This window comes from Acinetobacter sp. YH16031 (genome assembly GCF_013417335.1).
GTDB lineage: Bacteria > Pseudomonadota > Gammaproteobacteria > Pseudomonadales > Moraxellaceae > Acinetobacter.
This window is the reverse complement of the sequence record NZ_VPED01000015.1, coordinates 1-20,792: the sequence shown is the minus strand read 5'-3', so window position 1 is coordinate 20,792 and position 20,792 is coordinate 1. Positions and strand designations below refer to the sequence as shown.

Below are 20,792 nucleotides of genomic sequence, written 5' to 3'. Positions count from 1 at the left end.
CTCAAAATGACCTATATCTTAACTGATTCCAAGACGTTCCCATACTTTTTGCAGGCGAGTTGGAGAAACGGGTGTTTTCGTTTTCATCGGTTGAGAAAACAATGAGATCCTTAACTCCTCAACCATAAAATACAATTCTTTAAGGCGAGCGTCATTTTTAAACTTAAATAATTTTTCCATCCACGGATCAATTTGGTCAATGGCGGAATCATCCCTCTGTAGGTTATTTGGCAAGCGCTCTAAACGCAAGATCAGGGCTTTCAAATAACGTGGAAATTCTGACCATACGTCGGAAGGTTTCCGATAAACGAAGTCAGAAAGACTCATCAAATCAAGCTGATCCTCAATATCATCAATATTTTTTCCAAATATAGATGGGTCTAAAACCAGTAATTTACGACGGATTTCCTGCCACTGGATATAAATATCCGTGATTTCTTTCAGAGCAGTCTGGCCATGAGTCAGGAAAGATTTTTTTACATCCTCCACTAACTTTTGGAACTCTTGCATATTGACAGGCAGCTCATTAATTGAAAGGTGCAGTGTGGCATAAACTAACATTTGCTCCAGTTGAGTCTTATCGCCAAGCGGTGAATATGCCAGTGCCAGCGGTTTGGAAATCTGTTTTTTCAGCTGACGCACCAGATCTCCGAGCTGCATATGCACCAGTCGAATAATCCCTTCACGGTGCTGTTTGACAGCTTCAGCCTGATCATTAAAGGTCTGAATCACGACACCAGACTCATCTTTCTGCTCCAGTGCAGCAAAAACTTTGGTCGGAACCAGTGCCTGATATTGCTTGACCACTACCCCCGTCACTTTTTGCGACGCTTCAAAGACAAAGTTTTCCGGGAAAGTTTTAAATTCACCTTTTAACTGTTTCACCGGACTATGAGTTTCAGTACGGCAACGGGCTTTCAGCTCGGCCAGATCACGGCCTTGTTCAATCACACGACCTTTTTTATCAATCACCTTGATCAACGGCAAGAGATATTGCTCAACCCGATCCAGGCTAAAATCTTTTTCTGTAATCTGCTCGCCACGCAATTGGAAAGCCAGAAAACTGAAAATATGCTCACGTAAATTTACCGCATCAATACGGGCTGCCAGTTTTTTCGCAGTATCTGGAATCGGCACCAGACTACGGCGTTTATCTTTAGGCAAAGTCTTTAATAAAGCTTCGATCAGATCCAGACGCCAGCCCGGAACACCCCATGACCAGATATTTTCATCGACCTGCGGCAAAGCCTGTAGCGGGATTTTAACCGTTGCACCATCTTCATCATGACTTGGGTCAAAACGGTAACTGGTCGCCAGGCGCAATTCACCATTACGTAAATAATCCGGAAATTGTTGTGTGGTCGGACGATCATTCAGCCACAGCGCATCATCATCAATAAACAGATAATGCGGATCATGTGGCTCTACTGTAGCAAGCCAGTCCTCAAAACTGCGGCGACTAGCTACTTCAGGTGGCACTTTGGAGGCATAGAACTGGTAAATGGTTTCTTCATCCACCACCAGATCACGACGGCGCAGTTTGTCTTCCACCCGCTCCACTTCTTCCAGTTTCAGCAAATTATGCTTCAAGAAGGGTGGATTAATACCGAGATTGCCTGTAGTCAGTGCATCGCGCAGGAAGATTTCATGCGCAGCCGGCTGATCCACTTTCTCATAATTGACCGGACGTTTCGGCTCAATAATCAGACCAAACAGAGAAATCTGATCGTATGCATTTACGACACCTGCTTTTTTCGACCAGTGCGGTTCGAAATAATGATGTTTCAGTAAGTCCCGCGCAGCCAGCAGAATCCATTCCGGCTCAATCTTTGCCAGAGTTCGTAAATACACCTGCGAGGTTTCGACCATTTCAAAAGCCATCACCCATGGGGTATTGGTCTTGTGTAGCGTTGATGCCGGGAAAATCCTTGCTTTCTGCTGACGGACTGCCATAAACACATTACGTTCATCAGTCTTGTTGGCAATAAAAGATAGCAAGCCAGTTAACAAGGCACGGTGCAGGTTTTCATAACTGGCTTTCTTTTCATTAAAGGACAATTTTAAGCCTTTAGCCAGATCCACCAACTGCTCATGAGTTTTCTTCCATTCACGCAGACGCAACCAGCTCAAAAAGTGATTACGAGCAAAAGTACGGCGCTTGTTTTCGCTCATACTTTCGCGGTTGTTATGCAGGGTATCCCAGAGCTTGATATAAAACAGGAAATCTGAATCTGCTTCACGGAACAAGGCATGTTTCTGATCGGCCTGCATCTGCTTATCCGCAGGACGTTCACGTGGGTCTTGTACTGCCAGCGCCGCGACAATCACCAAAGCTTCATTCAATGCACCAAAATGCGCACCGCCAAGAATCATTCGCGCCAGACGTGGATCAATTGGCATTTTTGCCATTTGCTGACCGATCTTGGTTAGAGAATCTCCCTTGCCTTGAAGTCCTCCTTTCGTAAAGGAGGATTTAGGAGGATTAGTAGAATCTCCCCCAACCCCTCTTTCAGAAAGAGGGGCTTTACTCTTCTCCACCATCGCCCCAAGCTCAATCAAAAGCTTGCGACCATCATTGACCAGACGGTGATCTGGTGGCTCAATGAAATCAAAATCTTCCAGTGAGCCTAGGCCCAGACTTTGCATCTGTAAAATGACGGATGCCAGATTGGTCCGTTTAATCTCAGGTTCGGTAAATTCAGGACGACTTAAAAAGTCTTCTTCACTATACAGACGAATACAGACACCTGGCGCAATACGGCCGCAACGACCTTTACGCTGATTGGCAGCAGCTTGAGAAACCGCTTCGATCGGTAAACGCTGCACCCGTGAACGATAGTTATAACGGGAAATACGGGCAAAACCGCTATCAATCACATAACGAATATTCGGAACAGTTAATGCTGTTTCTGCTACGTTGGTGGCGATAATAATCCGTCGACCGCCGCCCGATGGATTAAAGATTTTTTGCTGTTCTGCTAATGCTAATCGTGCGTAGAGTGGTAACACTTCAGTATGACGTGGACCATGCTTGATCAGGGTTTCCTGCAGTTCACGAATTTCCTGTTCGGTACTGGCAAAAATCAGGATATCGGCATGTTCAGGATGACCTTTTTCCTGTGCATCCTGAAAACATTCTTCTACAGCTGCAACTACCGCACGCGGCAGATTTTCTTCAAAATCATCAAATTCGTCATCATCACTGCCGACAATGCTCATTTCAGAAATTGGACGATAACGCACTTCTACCGGATAGCTACGCCCTTCCACTTCATAGATCGGTGCGCCATTGAAGTAGTTACTGAAACGGTTTACGTCCAGCGTTGCCGAAGTAATGATCACTTTTAGATCTTTACGACGCGGCAACAGCTGCTTGAGATACCCCATGATGAAGTCGATATTCAGCGAGCGTTCATGCGCTTCATCGATAATAATGGTGTCGTATTTGGTCAGGAACCGGTCATTGGCCAACTCTGCCAATAAAATACCATCCGTCATCAAACGGACAATCGAATCCTGCGAGCCCTGTTCATTAAAACGGACCTTAAAGGAAATTGATTCACCCAGTTTTTCGCCAACTTCTTCTGCAATACGCTGTGAGACGCTACGCGCAGCCAGACGACGTGGCTGGGTATGGCCAATCAGACCAGTCAGGCCGCGACCTGCCAGCATGGCGATTTGTGGTAATTGCGTGGTTTTACCGGAACCGGTTTCACCAGCCACAATAATGACCTGATGCTGCTGGATCGCTTCAATCAGCTTGTCTGCATACTGGGTAACAGGCAGATCCTGATTCAGCTTGATATTGGGAATGCGTTCGATACGCTGCATGACTTTGGCATGCGATTTTTCAAATAATTCTTGATATTGCTTTTGGTTGGCATCTTTACCTTTTTGGAGTCGATTTAAACGATGACGGTCACGCGCCATAACGAGCTGATCTACATTTAAAGGACTCTGCACTGAGAAAACACCTGATATCAAAAAAGACAATAGGCAGCTATTTTACGCTGTATTGCCCCTAAGCGAAAGAACGGCCATTTTGAATATTTTTATAATTTTTTAATTTTTGCCCTTGAATTTTACTGCTTGCGGCATCATGTCTGAAGAGGCATTAAACCGGGGTGAGTCTTGTCATGATGTATTCACCATTCTACGGTCGAATCATTTTTATCAAGAGCAATGCTGTTTGCGCTGATGGTGTTTTATTTTTAGCTTAATTCGGTTTTTCCGATGTATGTTATGTAAAAATACTGTTTCAGCAAGAAAAATAATTTCTGTACCCTATTGGAAATTAAATACAAACCTCAATCATGGAGACAATGATGAGCTTAATTAATACTGAAGTTAAACCGTTCAAAACAACTGCGTTCCAAAATGGTAAATTCATCGAAGTAACAGAAGCTGACCTTAAAGGTAAATGGTCTGTAGTATTCTTCTACCCAGCTGACTTCACTTTCGTTTGCCCAACTGAACTTGGCGACCTTGCTGACAACTACGAAGAATTCAAAAAATTAGGCGTTGAAATCTACTCAGTTTCTACTGACACTCACTTCACTCACAAAGCTTGGCACGATTCTTCTGAAGAAATCAAAAAAATCCAATACGTAATGGTTGGTGATCCTACTTGGACTCTTGCTAAAAACTTCGACGTATTAATCGAAGCTGACGGCCTTGCTGACCGTGGTACTTTCGTGATCGATCCAGAAGGTAAAATCCAAATCGTTGAAATCAACGCTGGCGGTATCGGTCGTGATGCTCAAGAACTTCTTCGTAAAGTTAAAGCAGCTCAATATGTACACGCTCACCCAGGCGAAGTTTGCCCAGCTAAATGGAAAGAAGGCGACGCAACTCTTGCTCCTTCAATCGACCTAGTTGGTAAAATCTAATCTGTATTAGATTGAACTGATTCAAAAAAACCACGCTTTTAGCGTGGTTTTTTTATTTGAACATTTATTTGATTACTCTATTGGCCAAACGTTTTATTTTCCCTTTTCTTGTATCTAAAGCCATCCTGTCAAATCTTTATTTTTCACTTTAAAGATCATATAAAAATCAGGCATGCATATTGCATCCTCTTCATAACAATCCCCTACTTATGCTTACAATTCAGTTATACATCTTCAATGTCAGTTGGCATAAGTTCAAGACATAAGATAATAATATTCAGTGGAGGAAAACGTATGCAAAAACTGCTAACCGTGATCTCATGGGCTTATAGTCCCTCTAGCCGCCACCTGAAAATCATTTATAGCAATGGCGATATAGAGCTCTACCATCCTGTTCCCGAATTTGTTTATGACAACCTGTTAAGACGCCAAGATAAAATGGCCTTTGTACAGAAATATCTTGAATACAACTTACATTTTGACCGGGTTTGCCTGTTTTAATTTAACTAATTTCTGCTTAACGATAAGTCACCATGAGTAAGCCAGCTCCAATCGGCAACGTACTCATGATAAAACCTGAATCCTGCTGGATCAGATGAATAAATTCTTCTACTTCCGCAGCATGTGAAATCACATTATCCACCAGTAATACTCCACCTTTTGGCTTGAGTAATCGGGCCAAATGGGTCCAATAATCCACATAAGCATCACGTTCCGCATCTAACAATATAAAATCAAATACGTTCTGCTCAGCTTGCAAATAATGCAATGCATCTGTCACTTTAAAATTAATCAAATTATCTAGACCTAGCTGATTTGCATACTGCTCGGCCTGCGCAACTCTTTCTGCATCTATTTCTAATGTTGTAATCGTCGCTTGAGTCTGCCAGGCAGCTTCGGCCAGCCATAAAGTGGAATAGCCTGTAGAAGTACCAATTTCCAAAATACGTTTGGACTGCTGGGCACGAATGAGTAATGATAAAAATCGGCCTGATTCAGGCTCAATATTTCGATAGCGTTGCAGACGTTCAGTTTGCTGAAGATCATGCGCATGAAAGGTCTCATACAGCTCCTGCATGAAACTTTCAAAATGTTGTAATTGATTCATTGCTCTTCCCTGAGGTTATCTAAATAAATTATTTATGGACTGATTAAAGTGCCTGAACCAATTTAAAGCGTTCTACTTCACGATCATCACTGGTGATAATACTTTCTGTAAACATGGATAGCGGTCGTACCCAAATCGAATAGTCACCATAAAGGCACTGATAAACCACCAGCTTTTCTTCCGTTTCACTATGCGTTGCCACATGCAGGACCTGATAAAGCTTGCCTTTATAATGTTGATAAATGCCGCGTTGTAATTCCATCGTTCAACTCTCAAATGCAGAATTCTGATATTAACCGAAAAAGAGTAATATCATTCTAAACTACTTGAAAATTCATGCTAAGCACCCATATATAAGCTTGAAATTAATCATGAATTTTTCAATACATTTGCAAAACCGATCAAATTTATAAAAACAAACTGTTTTATCTATTTATCGATTTAGCTTAGTATCTACTTATCGAATGAATTCTTACTCCTTTGGAGACGTTAGCAATGTTAGATCAAAATACTTCAGCTCAATTAAAAACACTACTTGAACGTTTGGAAGGCCCGATTGAATTAGTGGCAACTCTGGATGGCTCTGACAAATCAGCCAAAATCAAAGAACTGGTTGAGGAAATCGCTCAGCTTTCTGATTTAGTGACTGCCCGTTTTGACGGTACCAACAAACGTGCACCAAGCTTTGGTGTGGCAAAAGCCGGTGAACAGCCTCGCGTGTTCTTTGCAGGCTTGCCAATGGGCCATGAGTTTACTTCCTTGATTCTGGCATTGCTTCAAACTTCTGGTTATGCACCAAAAGTCTCTGCCGAAGTTCTGGAATCGATTAAAGGCTTGGGCATCAAATCTGACTTTGATGTATTTGTCTCACTCAGCTGTCATAACTGTCCGGATGTTGTTCAGGCATTGAACCTGATTGCCATCTATAACCCGGGTACAACAGCCACCATGATTGATGGGGCTTTCTTCCAGGATGAAGTGGAAGAACGCAAAATCATGGCCGTACCAATGGTGTTCCAAGACAATGAACATATCGGTCAGGGTCGTATGACACTGGAAGAAATCATTGCCAAACTGGATACCAATGCCGCAGCCAAAGATGCTGAAAAATTAAATGCCAAAGATGCATTTGATGTGTTGGTGATTGGTGGTGGACCTGCAGGGAATACTGCAGCGATCTATGCAGCACGTAAAGGCATTCAAACTGGGATCGTGGCTGAACGCATGGGCGGTCAGGTGATGGATACCATGGACATCGAAAACTACACATCAGTGCAAAAAACCCAAGGTCCGAAATTTGCTGCTGAGATGGAAGCACACGTGCGTGAATACGGCGTTGACATCATGAACCTGCAACGTGTGTCTGACATCAAAGGCGCAGATAGCACAGCGAATGGTCTGGTAGAAGTGACTTTAGAAAATGGTGCGAAACTTGAATCTAAAACAGTCATTCTGTCTACCGGTGCACGCTGGAGAGAGATGAATGTTCCAGGTGAACAGGAATACAAAACTCGTGGTGTAGCGTATTGCCCACACTGTGATGGTCCATTGTTCAAAGGCAAACGTGTTGCAGTGATCGGTGGTGGTAACTCCGGTGTAGAAGCTGCGATTGACCTTGCAGGTATTGTTGAGCATGTAACGCTGGTTGAGTTTGATACCAAACTGCGTGCTGACCAAGTGCTTCAAGACAAATTGCACAGCTTGCCAAACACCACCGTAATCAAAAATGCGCTTTCTACCGAAGTGATCGGTGATGGTTCACAAGTCACAGCGTTGAAATACAAAGACCGTGCAACTGATGAAGAGCACACTGTTGAATTGGCTGGGATCTTCGTTCAGATCGGTTTGTTGCCGAACACTGACTTCCTGAAAGGAACCGATGTTGAGCTAACCAACCGTGGTGAGATTGTGATTAACGAGCGCAATGAAACCAATGTCAAAGGTGTGTTTGCTGCAGGTGACTGTACCACTGTTCCTTACAAACAGATCATCATCGCGACTGGTGAAGGTGCCAAAGCATCATTATCTGCCTTTGATTACATCATTCGTTCTGGTCAGTAATCCTTAAAATCCATGAATTAAAAAAGCCCGCACAATGCGGGCTTTTTACTATCTCAAAGCTGATTTATTCCTGTAAGAGTTGAGCTGCCAGTTTTTCAATATTTGCCATTTCAGGATGTACAGCAGCAACATTGGCTAAAATCGTCACTGCCTTCTTCTTGTTTAAATCAATCATCAAAATAGCAGAATGCCCTGCGGTATTCCCACCATGCCAGATGATTTTAGTGCCATTGTCCTGTTCTCGCACAAACCAGCCCAATCCCAATTGGTAGCTACCTGCTTGTTCTGTGGTTGCTTGCTGAGTTAATTGTACTGCTGCATTTTTTTCATCAAACTGAGCTTGTGCAAATCTGGTTAAATCTGAAGCTGTAGAGAGTACGCCGCCTGCGGGTAAAAAAGTATCAAAGGTCCAAGTGGTGATTTCTTTTCCTTGGGCATCAAATGCAGACACAAGTTGCTTAGCTGCTTGATCAGGCGAGGTATAGCTATGTTTCATCCCATACTTTTTAAAGACATATTCATTGAGTAACTCAGCAAAATCCTTATTTTGCGATTGACTCAAACTCTGTCCCAATAAAGCCACAGCCAGATTAGAATAATGTGGCACTTTCCCGCTGTTATTTGCATGTTCAAGCTCTAAGGAATTTTTTAAATATTCTTCCAGTTTAGCTGCATCATATTCCTTATATGGATCAGTATCATCATCTACTTCCAAATTACTCGGTAGTCGTGGCAGTCCAGACGTATGATTGGCTAAATCCTGAAAGCGAATCTGGATATGGTCCTTAAATGGAAAGGCATAATAAGGATTAATCTTGTCATCGAGTTTAATTTTATGTTGGGTCACCAACTCAGCCAATATAGTTGATGTCATTACTTTGGTCAGAGAACCGATTGCAAAGACTTTATCCTGATTGGCCTGGGCCTGGATTTTGTCCTTATGTTTCTGTACCCCATAGTAATGGGTTTTGTCTTGATCTAATACCGCTATAGCCACTTGAGTCTGCTTTGGAAAAGTACGAGTAGCCTGATAAATTTTCTCTGCAATCGCTTTTGGATAGCCTTGAATAGCATTGACTGTCTTATTATTTGCTGCAGTAGATTCGATATAGGGCGTAAATAAAAGACCGGAAATCTGTTGATCATTATTCAAACTCATGCTGAGTTTCAGACGATCTTTTTCAAAGTTGGCCTTATAGACTGCAGTCTCTTTGCCTTTAGACTCTATATACTCAATACTTTGGATTGTGCCTAGTTGCTGCTGCAAGTCTTTAGAGACTTTTTCAAACATATTTAAAGGAATCGCCTTTTTCGCTTCAGGTGAAAACTTTTCGAAAATTGCTGCATAATTTTGTGCATTAAAATCCTGCTGAAACTGAGTAATAACTTCCTTTTCAATATCAGATTGTGCATAAAGACTGCTCATACAGAGCAAGGATGATAAAAACAGTGATATTTTCTTCATGAGATTAGTATTGTTCCTTAAGTTTATAGTGCACTTTCATAAAAATTATTGAAATTAAACATTTTTATAGAATTAATAGAGTGCAACGAATAGCTAAAAAATAAGCAAAATATATTCCATATCATTCTATTTTGTAGGGCAGATCAAGCCATATAAGTTCTTGCCCTGTCTATTTCCCATTTTATACTTGTTGTTCTTAAGCTCCACTCAAATTGGTTCAAAAATTGCTTATGAATTGATAGATAGCATAGTTAATTATTCCAGAGAAATTTCTTGAAATAACCTAATGATGTTATGTACTTAGCCAATTATTATTTGTTTTCCTCACTAAGACTTGGGTAACTTTTTGTTATATGACTTGTCAGCGTCTAATTGCATCATTAACATGAAATGCAGACCTGAAATAAAAGTCCGTGAAAGATAACAAAAAAAATATCAGAAATGTAATGGAGCTTAGCAATGTACTATCAATATCACTGTGCGTGCTGCGATAAAGTTGTAGAAGCTGGCCAAAAAGAATGTCATGCCTGTGGCTCACATAATATTCGCAGCCCTTATGGTTTTTGGATTTTATGTCTGGTGGCCTGTCTGGTTACTGCAATCGCATTCAAAGTAATGCATGTCTATATCCAGTCACAGCAGCAGGAAGTGCCAGCTCAGTCATCTTTATTTGATGTGCTGCAACAAGATAATAAACGTCCGCGCTAATTTTTTATCCTCCAGCAAGACCTGACATGGATCAGGTCTTTTTTATGCGCTTTTAACTTAAAGATGAAACGCTGCCAGAATAGAAAATTTGAATTACAATAAATCATCTTGCAGTGAGAGATGAAAATGGTTCAGTTAATTAAAAAAGGCGGCTTACGTGAGCGTGCCAATCGCAGTCGCAGTTATCAAGGTTCGGAAAATACTGAGGCCACCCTTAAACCGAATCGTTATCAGTCCCCAGTGCAGAAACAGAATCATCCAGTTTCTGACGCTTCCGCTGCACAGCAGCCTTCTACCGAAAACTCCTCTGTTACCCCATCGAATTAAGATTTTTAGTTCATTAGAACCAGCGCGTCATACCATAACCAGACTGCAAAAATCAGGAATAACCCGCCTGAAATCATATCGATATAACTTCCTGATCGCTGGTAAGCCTCTTTAATTTTAGGATGGGAAATTAACAGCATCAGTAAAGTAAAAGTAATAAATGTTTGCAGCGGAATAATCACTGCCAGTTGCGCTTTTAAATAATTAGAAGCTGATGAACTCAGGGCGAGTGAAAATACACTACTGAAATAGATCAGGGTTTTAGGATTCGACAGATTAGTCAATAAACCCTGCATAAAATAACTTTTTGGTGCTTCTACTGTATTTAAATCATCTTGAGTTTGATGTCTGTTCTGAAAACCTTGCCAGCCACCTTTTAGCATGGCCCAGCCCATTTTGACCAAAAATAGCCCACCGATGACCATTAATACCTGCTGAATCCAGGGAAACTGGTCGATCAGTACGGTAAAGCCTGCTAGCGTCAATACCACCCAAACCACGATCCCTGCTGAAATTCCGGCAATCACCTTTAAGGCATTCATACGTGTCGTAGAAGCCGCACTTTTTGCGATAAGTAAAATGTCAGGACCCGGGCTTAATTGAGCAACAAAATGCAGAAAACAGATGGTAAAGAGCAAGGACATTTAAAAAAGATCAAATGGTAAAAAAACTATTATAACTTTTTTTTAACGAAATTAGAAAGTTCCAGTAAAAAAGCCGAATCATGAGATTCGGCTTGAAGCATTTATATTGAAAGCGTGATTTTATTTCTTGTTCACATCTTTCATTTCAATTTTCTTGGCTTCCGGGGTCACTTCACGAGCTTCGCCATCAATAATGGTTGAATCGCCATGACCACCCTGCTGGTTCTGCATATCCTGCATTTGACGCATCATTTCAGCAAACGGGTTTTGGCCTGCACCGCCACCGACATCGCCCATCATGCCACCCATCATTTTTTCCATCATGGCTTGCTGACGTTTCATCATCATTTTCATCATGGCTGCCTGGAAAGCACGTTGTACAGGTGGAATCAGCATTAATACCGCAAGCACATCACTAATCAAACCAGGAATCAGCAGGAAAAAGCCGGCTAAAATTTTAGGTAAATTATTCGATAATGCCGGATCTGCACTCATCTGCCCCATCTGCATTTGCTGCATTTGTGGCATAACGCCGGCCGAATATTTCCGGATCAGGTTCATACCGATAAAGAAGGCCGCCACAAACCAGAAAAATACGTACCACATGCTCCCGACAAGGTCACCCACGCCAATCCATACAAATACTTCGAGGACTAAGCCGGCCAGGATAATAAGAAATAATTTCATGAAAATTAATCTAATCTCAGTAAAATAAATATTAGGATGCTGTAATCAACTGCTTCATCAGGATCAAGCTTTTTTGATACGCTTATGTAACAATATGGGCATTATTTTATTTTTAAAGTGCAGGCATGTCATTAATTATTGGGATTGATCCCGGTTCGCGTCTAACAGGTTACGGTATCATCCAGAAAGAAGGTTCAAAACTCACTTTTGTTGATGCGGGAACGATTAGAACTGAAACAGCGGAAATGCCTGAACGTTTAAAACGAATCTTTGCCGGTGTCGAACGGATTGTCAAATTTTACGGCCCGACCGAGGCTGCGGTGGAACAGGTGTTTATGGCACAAAACCCGGATTCTGCTCTTAAACTGGGTCAGGCTCGTGGTGCGGCAGTCGCAGCCTTAGTGAACCTAGATCTGGAAGTTGCTGAATATACGGCGCGTCAGATCAAACAGTCTGTAGTGGGTTATGGCGCTGCAGACAAAGAACAGGTTCAAATGATGGTTATGCGTATTCTGAACCTGACAATCAAGCCGCAACAGGATGCTGCTGATGCACTCGCTGCTGCCATTTGTCATGCCCATGCTTCAGGCAGCATGAGTAAAATGGCTGTATTGAATGCATTGGGGGGTATGGCACGCGGACGCAGTCGGGTCAGCACCCGCCGCCGTTAGTCTTCAGTTAATACTTTAAAATCCTGAAAATCAGCGCCTTGAAGATTTAAACTCTGCTGATGAATTGCAGTGACTTCTGCACGTTGTGGTCCAGTTCTGCTGAACTGGATCATGTCCTGAACAATCGCCTCCTTCCCAACAATGACAGCCTCGACTTCGCCTGTTTCCAGATTACGTACAAAACCCTTTAAACCTAATTGAATTGCTTTTTGTTCAAACCAGCGACGGTAGCCTACGCCCTGCACTTTGCCCTGAATGATTAAATGAATGGCCTGCATTTTTATTGTCCTTAGTGGTTCACAACCTGGTAAATGGCATGTTTCATATCTTGCGCCTGCAAGCCACGTTCACCTTTTTTCGCCAATACATCACCGGCAAGTGCGTGCAAAGTTACGATTTCATGTAAATGGGTGGCATCTTTAAATTGGGCTTTCAAACTTGCGATCATACCAGCAAGTACATCTCCCATTCCTCCGGTTCCCATACCGGCATTGCCTGCGGTACAGATGAAAAGAGCATCTTCTAAAATCAGGCTACCTGAACCTTTGAGCACCCATTGTCCCTGATATTTTTGCTGGAGCTGTTGAATTGCCTGAATACGATCTGCTTCGACTTCTGATGCTTTCATTTCTAACAAAGTAGCCGCTTCACCCGGATGTGGTGTTGCATAAGTATGGGCATTCAACTTTTGTGGTGATTTTGCCAGAAACCACAAGGCGTCTGCATCGAGAACTGTCTCCAGTTCTGATTGCTGAATCAGGTCAAACCAGTATTTATATTGCTGTTCAGCCCAAGTATCTCGTCCTAACCCCATACCAAAACAGACAGCATCCACATGACGAACTAAAGCTTGGCGTTGCTCAGCATCTAGCGCATTAATATCACGCAGCATGATATTCGGAGCACGTGACAAAATGGCAGTATGATGTTTGGCATCACAAACCACAGTGACCTTACCTGCACCGGCAGCAAAGGCTGCCTCAGCTGCCATAATGACCGCACCGCCCATATCGGCATGCCCCCCAATTACGAGCACATGCCCATAACTGCCCTTATGTCCAAAAGCTTCACGTTTAGGCAGATGAATTTGAGTCGAGGAAATTTGAGCTATCGGCACAAGTTCAGCATCGGGAGGAATAACCGAGATGACCTCTACCTTGCCGGCATATTCTTTGCCTCGTCCGGTAAATAGTCCCGCCTTTAAACCTAAAACAGTAAAACTATGATCTGATTTAATGGCGACCGGCAAAGGCTGGCCAGTATTGGCATGCAGTCCGCTTGGAATATCCACTGCGATTTTGAGTCCTTGCTGGGCATTAATGCTTTGAATAATCTGTTGCCAATTTTCATTCAGATTACGGTTCAAGCCGATCCCAAATAAGGCATCAATATAGACTTCATATTGTTTCTGAAAATTAAAACCTGAATAAGTGGGTATGCCGATTTCCTGAGCTGCCCCGATTGCTTGTGCCAGATCCTGTGATAGACCGGGTTCTGCTGCATAAATATCTATTTCAAAACCGGCCTGTTTTAAATATTTACCTACTAGATAACCATCACCGGCATTATTACCTTGACCGCAACACACAGCGATTCGGGTCAATTGCTGTTGTTCCAACAAAGAGATGAGTCGCTGCGCAATCGACCATGCCACCTGTTGCATTAAACCATAAGAACTATTTTGCTTGCCAAACCAGCGCTGCTCCCATGCTTGTATATCGCGGCTATGATAAACTTGCTGCTGCATTTCTTATTTCCTGTTTCTGGTTTATGACAACACCCGATTCCCAAGCGCAAATCCAAGTTTATCAACAAGATCCCCATGAACTGAAAGCGTGGATCAAAGCGCAGGCACGAGAACTGGGTTTTTCTGATTGTGTCATTGCCCAACCGGATGCTCAAGCAGAATTAGTCCGCTTGCAGGAATATTTAGACCGCGGCTATCACGGTGATATGAAGTTTTTGGAAGAAAATCTGGAAAAACGTGCCGATCCCACACTGCTTATTCCCAATACCAAATCCGTGATCTGTGTACGAATGGATTATCTGGTCGATCTTCCAGAACCGCGTCTAGTGCCCTATGCACCAAATTCTGCGATTATTGCCCGTTATGCCCGTGGTCGTGACTATCATAAGACCATGCGCGGGCGCCTAAAAATGCTGGCTTCTAAAATTCGGGAAAAAGTCGGTGAATTTGAATCCCGCCCCTTTGCAGACTCTGCTCCTGTATTTGAAAAATCCCTGGCCGAAAGTGCGGGCATGGGCTGGACCGGTAAACATACTTTATTAATCCATAAAAAATCCGGGTCTTTCTTTGTTTTAGGTGAGCTGTTTAGCTCACTGGAACTGCCCTTTGATGAGCCTGCAAGCAAACATTGTGGTTCATGCACAGCCTGTATTGATATTTGCCCGACACAGGCTATTGTTGAACCGTATATGCTGGATGCACGTCGCTGTATTGCTTATTTAACCATTGAGTATAAAGGGATCATTCCAGAGGAGTTACGTCGAGGGATTGGTAACCGGGTCTTCGGTTGCGATGATTGTCAGTTGATTTGTCCGTGGAACAGCTTTGCTCAAAAAACTAATATTGAAGATTTTCACCCCCGACATGGACTGGATCAAGTGAGTTTACTGGATCTCTGGCAATGGGATGAAGCTACATTTTTAAGCTCAACTGAAGGCAGTCCATTACGCCGTACCGGCTATCAGAGCTTTATGCGCAATATTGCGATCGGCTTGGGTAATGCGCCTTTTGATCCACAGATTGTCCAGACATTACAAGCTCAGCAGAATCAACATGATGAGATTGTACAAGTTCATATTGACTGGGCCATACAGGAACAACTGGCAAAATCCCGGTAATTTTCAATTTTTACTTCGGTTCACATTTTCTCGTCAAAGCCTTACACAGTTACTGTGCAAGCTATGGCATAAAGGAAAAAGAATAGAAATAAAGCCGGAGGTGGATATGCAAAAGTCATCTGATACACAACATCAAAATCAGGAACAGCTTGAAGAGTTGCAACATCAACACCAGAAGCAGCAACAACAGCAACAGCAGCAGTCACAACATGGCCCGCTTGGCTCTCCAAAAAATAACCAGCACGAACAAGATGAACGTGTATTAAACAAGCAACATCGTAGTGATTTACAAAACCAGAATATTCACGGAAATCATCGTGAATAAACTCCGATCAAGAGTTCAACTACAAAGCTCACCTTGTGTGGGTTTTGTTTTTTCTATAAGGTCATATTTTGCTAATGAAGATGGCGATACTTTTACTTAAGATGGAGCCTGATAAATAAATATGAACAAGGATGGACAGATGAACAGTATTGATCCAATACGTAATGATTGGTCTCGTGCAGAAATTGAAGCCCTATATCAACAACCTTTAATGGACTTAATCTTTCAGGCTCAACAGGTTCATCGTCAATATTTTGATGCCAATACCGTTCAGGTCAGTACCCTGCTCTCTATTAAAACCGGTAAATGCCCAGAAGATTGCAAATACTGTTCTCAGTCCGCACATTATGACTCCAAACTCGAAGCGGAAAAACGAATCGCAGTAGAAAAAGTAATTCAGGAAGCAAAAGAAGCTCTTGCCTCTGGCAGTTCACGTTTCTGTATGGGAGCAGCATGGCGTAATCCGCATGAACGTGATATGCCTTATGTACTGGACATGGTACGTGAAGTCAAAGCACTTGGACTAGAGACCTGTATGACTTTAGGCATGCTGAATGCCTCACAGGCAGAACGTCTAAAAGATGCTGGACTGGATTATTACAATCACAATCTGGATACATCACGTGAATACTATTCACATATTATCAGTACCCGCAGCTTTGATGACCGACTAGATACATTGGACCATGTGCGTCAAGCTGGCTTGAAAGTCTGTAGTGGTGGCATTGTCGGCTTAGGTGAAAGTCGTAATGACCGGATCGGTTTATTATTTGAGCTTTCTACACTTCCGATTCACCCAGAATCTGTGCCCATCAATATGCTAGTGCCAATTGAAGGCACACCGATGGCAGATGTTGAAAAACTGGATGTGATTGAATGGATTCGAACTATTGCAGTGGCCCGCATTCTGATGCCAAAAAGTTATATTCGTCTTTCGGCAGGCCGTGAATCACTGACTGACTCAGATCAGGCATTGGCATTTATGGCAGGCGCCAACTCGATTTTCTCAGGCGAAAAACTGCTAACGACTCCAAATACAGCCAAAGGTCGTGACCAACAGCTCTTTGAAAAATTAGGACTGGTAGCAGAACAACCAAAGCCAAGCATCCGCGCATTGGCGACTGATGCAATGGCAAGTTAATTGAAATAATTCAAGATGCTGAAAAGTTATGCGCAGTAATTAAAATGCCATAACTGGCATTGAGATAATCACCGATCCGGATCTGGTCTGTTCCATTGGCATGATGTACGACCAGTTCCTGCGTCAGTGCATCAAAACTAAAAGAGTCATAACAGTCCTGATGCAGGCTTAACCAGTGTAAAGTGTCAGCCAGATTTTCATCTACAATATAGGTTTTGGCATGGAAATCTTTGCTCATTTAAGCCTTCTCATCATGTGGTACTGGTAATGATTTTAATGGATATGAGTTTAGATTAAATATAATGGATATAAAAAAGTGAGCATATCGCTCACTTTTTCTTGCAGTATTTTTTAATCTCTTTGGGTACCACATTTGCGGCATTCCCAATCTGCCCCAATTTCCTCCATTTGCTGGTATTCATAAATGTGCAGACAAAATATTTTTTTTAATAATTGAAGCATTGCTAAAACTCCCGTTTCATCATTTTTAAAATACGCTTCTTTAGGCACCCTTCCTGAGTGTCGATTTGTTGTTCTGGATAAAAATCACCTCTAACTTATAACCAGAATTTTTCAAAATGTAAAACCTATTTCATTCATTTTTTCAACTTTCCGATAAAGTTAAATTTCAATTGATTCATGCTTTTAATTAGCATCTGTGATCTATATCTCAAATACCACTTATTAAAGATTCTCTACTATAAAAAAAGCGAACCGAAGTTCGCTTTTTTGCTTTTATTTAGAAGAAACCAGCTGGCTTGGTTGAATAACTCACCAACAGGTTTTTGGTCTGCTGGTAATGATCCAGCATCATCTTGTGGTTTTCACGACCGATCCCAGATTTCTTGTAACCACCAAAGGCTGCATGGGCCGGATAGATATGATAGCAGTTGGTCCAGACACGACCCGCTTCAATGGCACGGCCAGCGCGATACGAGGTATGTGCCGAACGTGACCAGACACCAGCACCTAGGCCATAAATCGTATCGTTGGCAATCTTGATGGCATCATCAAAATCTTTAAAGGTGGTTACTGCCAGTACCGGCCCAAAAATTTCTTCCTGGAAGGTACGCATATTATTGGTGCCTTTAAAGATGGTCGGTTCAATGTAGAAGCCTTGCCCGACTTCCTGACGTACACCGCCGCCAACAAGCACTTCTGCACCTTCGCCGCGACCTGTTGCAATACACCCCAGAATCTTGTCCTGCTGTTCCTGCGATGCCTGCGCACCAATCATGGTTTCAGTATCGAGTGGATGACCAGTTTTAATACGTTTAACCCGATCGATTGCCAGTTCCAGGAACTGATCAGCAATACTTTCCTGGACCAAAGCACGTGATGGACAGGTACAGATTTCCCCTTGGTTCAAGGCAAACATGGTGAAACCTTCCAGTGCTTTTTCCAGATAATCATCCTGCTGCGCCATGACATCTTCAAAGAAAATATTTGGTGATTTACCACCAAGTTCCAGTGTCACCGGAATAATATTTTCAGTAGCATATTGCATGATTTGCTGACCTACAGCAGTCGAACCAGTGAAGGCAATTTTGGCAATACGCGGATTCACAGCCAGTGGACGGCCGACTTCAACACCATAGCCATTCACGATGTTTAATACACCTTCAGGTAACAGGTCCTGAATCAGTTCAGCCAGTACCAGAATACTGACCGGGGTCTGCTCTGCCGGTTTCAGAACGATACAATTGCCTGCGGCCAAAGCCGGTGCCAATTTCCATGCTGCCATCAAGATCGGGAAGTTCCATGGAATGATCTGACCAACCACACCTAAAGGCTCATGGAAATGGTAGGCAATGGTATCTTCATCAATCTCAGAAATGCCGCCTTCTTGCGCACGGATACAGCCGGCGAAATAGCGGAAGTGATCAATCGCTAAAGGAATATCAGCAGCCAGGGTTTCACGGATTGGCTTGCCATTGTCCCAGGTTTCAGCCACCGCCAGCAGTTCCAGATTGGCTTCGAGACGATCAGCAATTTTGAGCAGAATGTTAGAGCGAGTCGTTGGAGATGATTTATTCCATTGTGCTTTAGCTTTATGCGCAGCATCCAGCGCCAGTTCGATATCTTCCACGCTAGAACGTGGCACTTTGGTAAACAGCTTGCCATCTACAGGAGAAATATTATCAAAGTATTCGCCTTTGACTGGCGGCACCCATTGCCCACCAATAAAGTTGTCATACTGGGCTTTGAAATGAACTTTTGAGCCAGGCTGGTTCGGATCGATATAACGCATATGTATTTCCTTTGCTTATTTTAATCTTTAAAAATGCTGCATCTACAGCTTTGGTATAAGGTACATCCGTACTCTATTTAGTTAACATACGCGTTATAAGGTTGGAGAAAGGTTGGCACTCAACCGATTTACATTTCTTTTGATTCCTCATAAAAACAATAATAATTACATTTGGATGTAAATCATGAATTATTGTGAGAATAAGGAATGATGACAGAACAGAGCTTGATACAACAAAGGCAAAAAATTGATCAGCTTCGTCAAAGCAGCAGTTTATCGCCTTCACATGCAGCACAACTCGAACAGAGCATCGTTAGCTCCTGGCAACGCTCTTCTTTAGCCGAGATTCCCAAAAATCGTCTGGCTGCCCCATTAACAGATATAAAACAAATCAGCACTTCTTCGGCTTTAAGTCATGCCTTGGAACATTGTGCTGAAAGTTTGAGGCATATTGCCGAACAGTCCTCTATGGTTTTGGCCGTTGGAGATATTGGCAGTACGGTACTATGGCGGGCCTCCTGCCCTGAATTGCGCACAATTGCTGATAATATTCACTTAGTTGAAGGCGGTCAGTGGCGTGAGGAACTGGTCGGGACCAATGCCCTTGCCCTGTCGATCAAAACCCAACAATCGAGCTGCGTGTTTTCCAGCGAACATTACATGCCTTCCGTGCAGGATCTAGTCTGTTATGCCTCCCCCATTATTGATCCTTATTCCAAACAGATTCTAGGGGTTATTGACCTGTCCACCCACTGGCAAAAACATAATAGCTTAGGGCTATTAGCAGCCGAACGTTGTGCATCCATCATTCAATCTGCTTTACTGGAATCGCAAAAACAGCGTTTATATATTCGTGCCTTTTCTGTACCTCAGGTGATTTTTAATGGTAAGACCCTGACCATAACTCCACGCCAGACTGAAATTCTCGCTATTCTGGCTTTATTCCCACAAGGTTTAAGTCTGGATCGCCTGCATCAGGCACTTTATGGCGAACGTAAAGTCAGCATGGGTACGCTAAAAGCTGAAATGTCACAGTTACGAGATATTCTGGGCGGTATGCTTGGTTCGCGCCCTTATCGATTGCTGGCGCATGTTGAAGCAGACTTCCTGCAAACCGAACAGTCTTTAGATGCAGGTTATATCGATTCAGCCTTAAAACTTTATACTGGAGTTTTTCTGGCAAAAACTGAAAGCCCACTTTTATGTGCATGGCGGGATTGTCTGGAATCACGTCTCAGTGATGCTATTTTCAAAGCCAATGAAACTGATGTGCTGCTGAAACATGTAGCACGTTTTCCTGAAGCAATTGATGCGGTTGAACGTCTGATTGAACTAATGCCAAAAGATCATCCAGCACATCAAACCCTGCTTAAATTTCAGGATATTTAAAAATCAGATCATTTCTTGTTTGGCTTCTTGTTAGCAAGATAATTACGGCTATCTTCCATTGAGAAGATTCCAACTTATAAAAATATAAAAAGCATTTAACTACTTTAGAATTATAATTTTTTATTATAACATTTTATTAGATCTCTTTCATAAATCAAAAAACGATCTTCTTTTTGGTTAATATTTGCACTCCGGATTTCTTAGCATTCGTGCATAATCTGCGGATGAAATACATCGATTCAAACAAGCTTTCTGATCCTC

The 20,792-nt window shown here is 42.6% G+C and carries 21 protein-coding genes; 10 read left to right on the top strand and 11 right to left on the bottom strand.

What is annotated here, in order from left to right; genetic code table 11:
* Positions 1-18: 18 nt before the first annotated feature.
* Positions 19-3,963 (bottom strand): ATP-dependent RNA helicase HrpA, encoded by a 3,945-nt coding sequence (hrpA, locus tag FTV31_RS08340; protein ID WP_180014215.1) that lies wholly within the window; start codon positions 3,961-3,963, stop codon positions 19-21.
* A 362-nt stretch (positions 3,964-4,325) separates the two neighbouring features.
* Here hrpA and ahpC point away from each other — a divergent pair, with 362 nt between their 5' ends.
* Both ahpC and FTV31_RS08330 read left to right on the top strand, forming a co-directional pair.
* Entirely contained in the window at positions 4,326-4,889 is a 564-nt protein-coding gene (gene ahpC / locus FTV31_RS08335) for an alkyl hydroperoxide reductase subunit C (protein WP_004784041.1), read from the top strand.
* 294 nt (positions 4,890-5,183) lie between these two features.
* Positions 5,184-5,390 (top strand): KTSC domain-containing protein, encoded by a 207-nt coding sequence (locus tag FTV31_RS08330; RefSeq protein WP_004784043.1) that lies wholly within the window; start codon positions 5,184-5,186, stop codon positions 5,388-5,390.
* 16 nt (positions 5,391-5,406) lie between these two features.
* Here the strand turns inward: FTV31_RS08330 and FTV31_RS08325 are convergent, their stop codons facing one another.
* A complete protein-coding gene (locus tag FTV31_RS08325) occupies positions 5,407-5,997 on the bottom strand; it encodes an O-methyltransferase (protein ID WP_180014213.1) in 591 nt (196 codons plus the stop codon).
* A gap of 43 nt (positions 5,998-6,040) precedes the next feature.
* Positions 6,041-6,259: a DUF1653 domain-containing protein gene (locus FTV31_RS08320; RefSeq protein ID WP_180014211.1), complete on the bottom strand. Its 219-nt coding sequence runs from the start codon at positions 6,257-6,259 to the stop codon at positions 6,041-6,043.
* A 233-nt stretch (positions 6,260-6,492) separates the two neighbouring features.
* On the opposite strand from FTV31_RS08320, the gene ahpF reads away from it, so the two are divergent.
* The gene (gene ahpF / locus FTV31_RS08315; protein ID WP_180014209.1) at positions 6,493-8,058 is read left to right on the top strand and encodes an alkyl hydroperoxide reductase subunit F; all 1,566 of its coding nucleotides are present in this window, start codon (positions 6,493-6,495) and stop codon (positions 8,056-8,058) included.
* Positions 8,059-8,122: 64 nt separating this feature from the next.
* On the opposite strand, the gene FTV31_RS08310 is transcribed toward ahpF, so the two are convergent.
* Positions 8,123-9,523 (bottom strand): serine hydrolase, encoded by a 1,401-nt coding sequence (locus FTV31_RS08310; protein ID WP_180014207.1) that lies wholly within the window; start codon positions 9,521-9,523, stop codon positions 8,123-8,125.
* 459 nt (positions 9,524-9,982) lie between these two features.
* Between FTV31_RS08310 and FTV31_RS08305 the strand changes: the two genes are divergently transcribed.
* Both FTV31_RS08305 and FTV31_RS08300 read left to right on the top strand, forming a co-directional pair.
* Positions 9,983-10,231 (top strand): hypothetical protein, encoded by a 249-nt coding sequence (locus tag FTV31_RS08305; protein ID WP_004784054.1) that lies wholly within the window; start codon positions 9,983-9,985, stop codon positions 10,229-10,231.
* Between the two features lie 126 nt (positions 10,232-10,357).
* Positions 10,358-10,558 (top strand): hypothetical protein, encoded by a 201-nt coding sequence (locus FTV31_RS08300; RefSeq protein ID WP_180014205.1) that lies wholly within the window; start codon positions 10,358-10,360, stop codon positions 10,556-10,558.
* Between the two features lie 5 nt (positions 10,559-10,563).
* On the opposite strand, the gene FTV31_RS08295 is transcribed toward FTV31_RS08300, so the two are convergent.
* Positions 10,564-11,202 carry a LysE family transporter gene (locus FTV31_RS08295; RefSeq protein ID WP_180014203.1) on the bottom strand — a complete coding sequence of 213 codons (639 nt, stop codon included), beginning with the start codon at positions 11,200-11,202 and terminating at the stop codon, positions 10,564-10,566.
* 120 nt (positions 11,203-11,322) lie between these two features.
* Entirely contained in the window at positions 11,323-11,889 is a 567-nt protein-coding gene (locus FTV31_RS08290) for an FxsA family protein (protein WP_159124495.1), read from the bottom strand.
* Between the two features lie 125 nt (positions 11,890-12,014).
* Here FTV31_RS08290 and ruvC point away from each other — a divergent pair, with 125 nt between their 5' ends.
* Positions 12,015-12,560: a crossover junction endodeoxyribonuclease RuvC gene (ruvC, locus tag FTV31_RS08285; protein ID WP_180014201.1), complete on the top strand. Its 546-nt coding sequence runs from the start codon at positions 12,015-12,017 to the stop codon at positions 12,558-12,560.
* On the opposite strand, the gene FTV31_RS08280 is transcribed toward ruvC, so the two are convergent.
* Both FTV31_RS08280 and FTV31_RS08275 read right to left on the bottom strand, forming a co-directional pair.
* Complete coding sequence (locus tag FTV31_RS08280) at positions 12,557-12,838, bottom strand: acylphosphatase (RefSeq protein ID WP_180014199.1); 282 nt, start codon at positions 12,836-12,838, stop codon at positions 12,557-12,559. The two genes, ruvC and FTV31_RS08280, sit on opposite strands and share 4 nt — an antisense overlap.
* Positions 12,839-12,849: 11 nt before the next feature.
* On the bottom strand, positions 12,850-14,307 hold the full coding sequence (locus tag FTV31_RS08275; protein ID WP_180014196.1) for an NAD(P)H-hydrate dehydratase: 1,458 nt from the start codon (positions 14,305-14,307) through the stop codon (positions 12,850-12,852).
* A 23-nt stretch (positions 14,308-14,330) separates the two neighbouring features.
* Between FTV31_RS08275 and queG the strand changes: the two genes are divergently transcribed.
* From queG to bioB, 3 genes are all read left to right on the top strand, one after another.
* The gene (gene queG / locus FTV31_RS08270) at positions 14,331-15,425 is read left to right on the top strand and encodes a tRNA epoxyqueuosine(34) reductase QueG (protein ID WP_180014194.1); all 1,095 of its coding nucleotides are present in this window, start codon (positions 14,331-14,333) and stop codon (positions 15,423-15,425) included.
* A 106-nt stretch (positions 15,426-15,531) separates the two neighbouring features.
* Entirely contained in the window at positions 15,532-15,750 is a 219-nt protein-coding gene (locus FTV31_RS08265; RefSeq protein ID WP_005236211.1) for a hypothetical protein, read from the top strand.
* A gap of 139 nt (positions 15,751-15,889) precedes the next feature.
* Complete coding sequence (gene bioB / locus FTV31_RS08260) at positions 15,890-16,891, top strand: biotin synthase BioB (protein WP_159124490.1); 1,002 nt, start codon at positions 15,890-15,892, stop codon at positions 16,889-16,891.
* Between the two features lie 10 nt (positions 16,892-16,901).
* Here bioB and FTV31_RS08255 read toward each other — a convergent pair whose 3' ends face one another.
* From FTV31_RS08255 to FTV31_RS08245, 3 genes are all read right to left on the bottom strand, one after another.
* Positions 16,902-17,129, bottom strand: coding sequence for a hypothetical protein (locus FTV31_RS08255; protein WP_125279759.1), 228 nt, complete (start codon positions 17,127-17,129; stop codon positions 16,902-16,904).
* 113 nt (positions 17,130-17,242) lie between these two features.
* Positions 17,243-17,401, bottom strand: coding sequence for a hypothetical protein (locus tag FTV31_RS08250; protein ID WP_180014188.1), 159 nt, complete (start codon positions 17,399-17,401; stop codon positions 17,243-17,245).
* 229 nt (positions 17,402-17,630) lie between these two features.
* Positions 17,631-19,142: an aldehyde dehydrogenase family protein gene (locus tag FTV31_RS08245; protein ID WP_180014192.1), complete on the bottom strand. Its 1,512-nt coding sequence runs from the start codon at positions 19,140-19,142 to the stop codon at positions 17,631-17,633.
* Between the two features lie 207 nt (positions 19,143-19,349).
* Between FTV31_RS08245 and FTV31_RS08240 the strand changes: the two genes are divergently transcribed.
* Positions 19,350-20,531, top strand: a complete 1,182-nt coding sequence (locus tag FTV31_RS08240) for a transcriptional regulator (protein ID WP_180014190.1) — start codon at positions 19,350-19,352, stop codon at positions 20,529-20,531.
* Positions 20,532-20,792 lie beyond the last annotated feature (261 nt).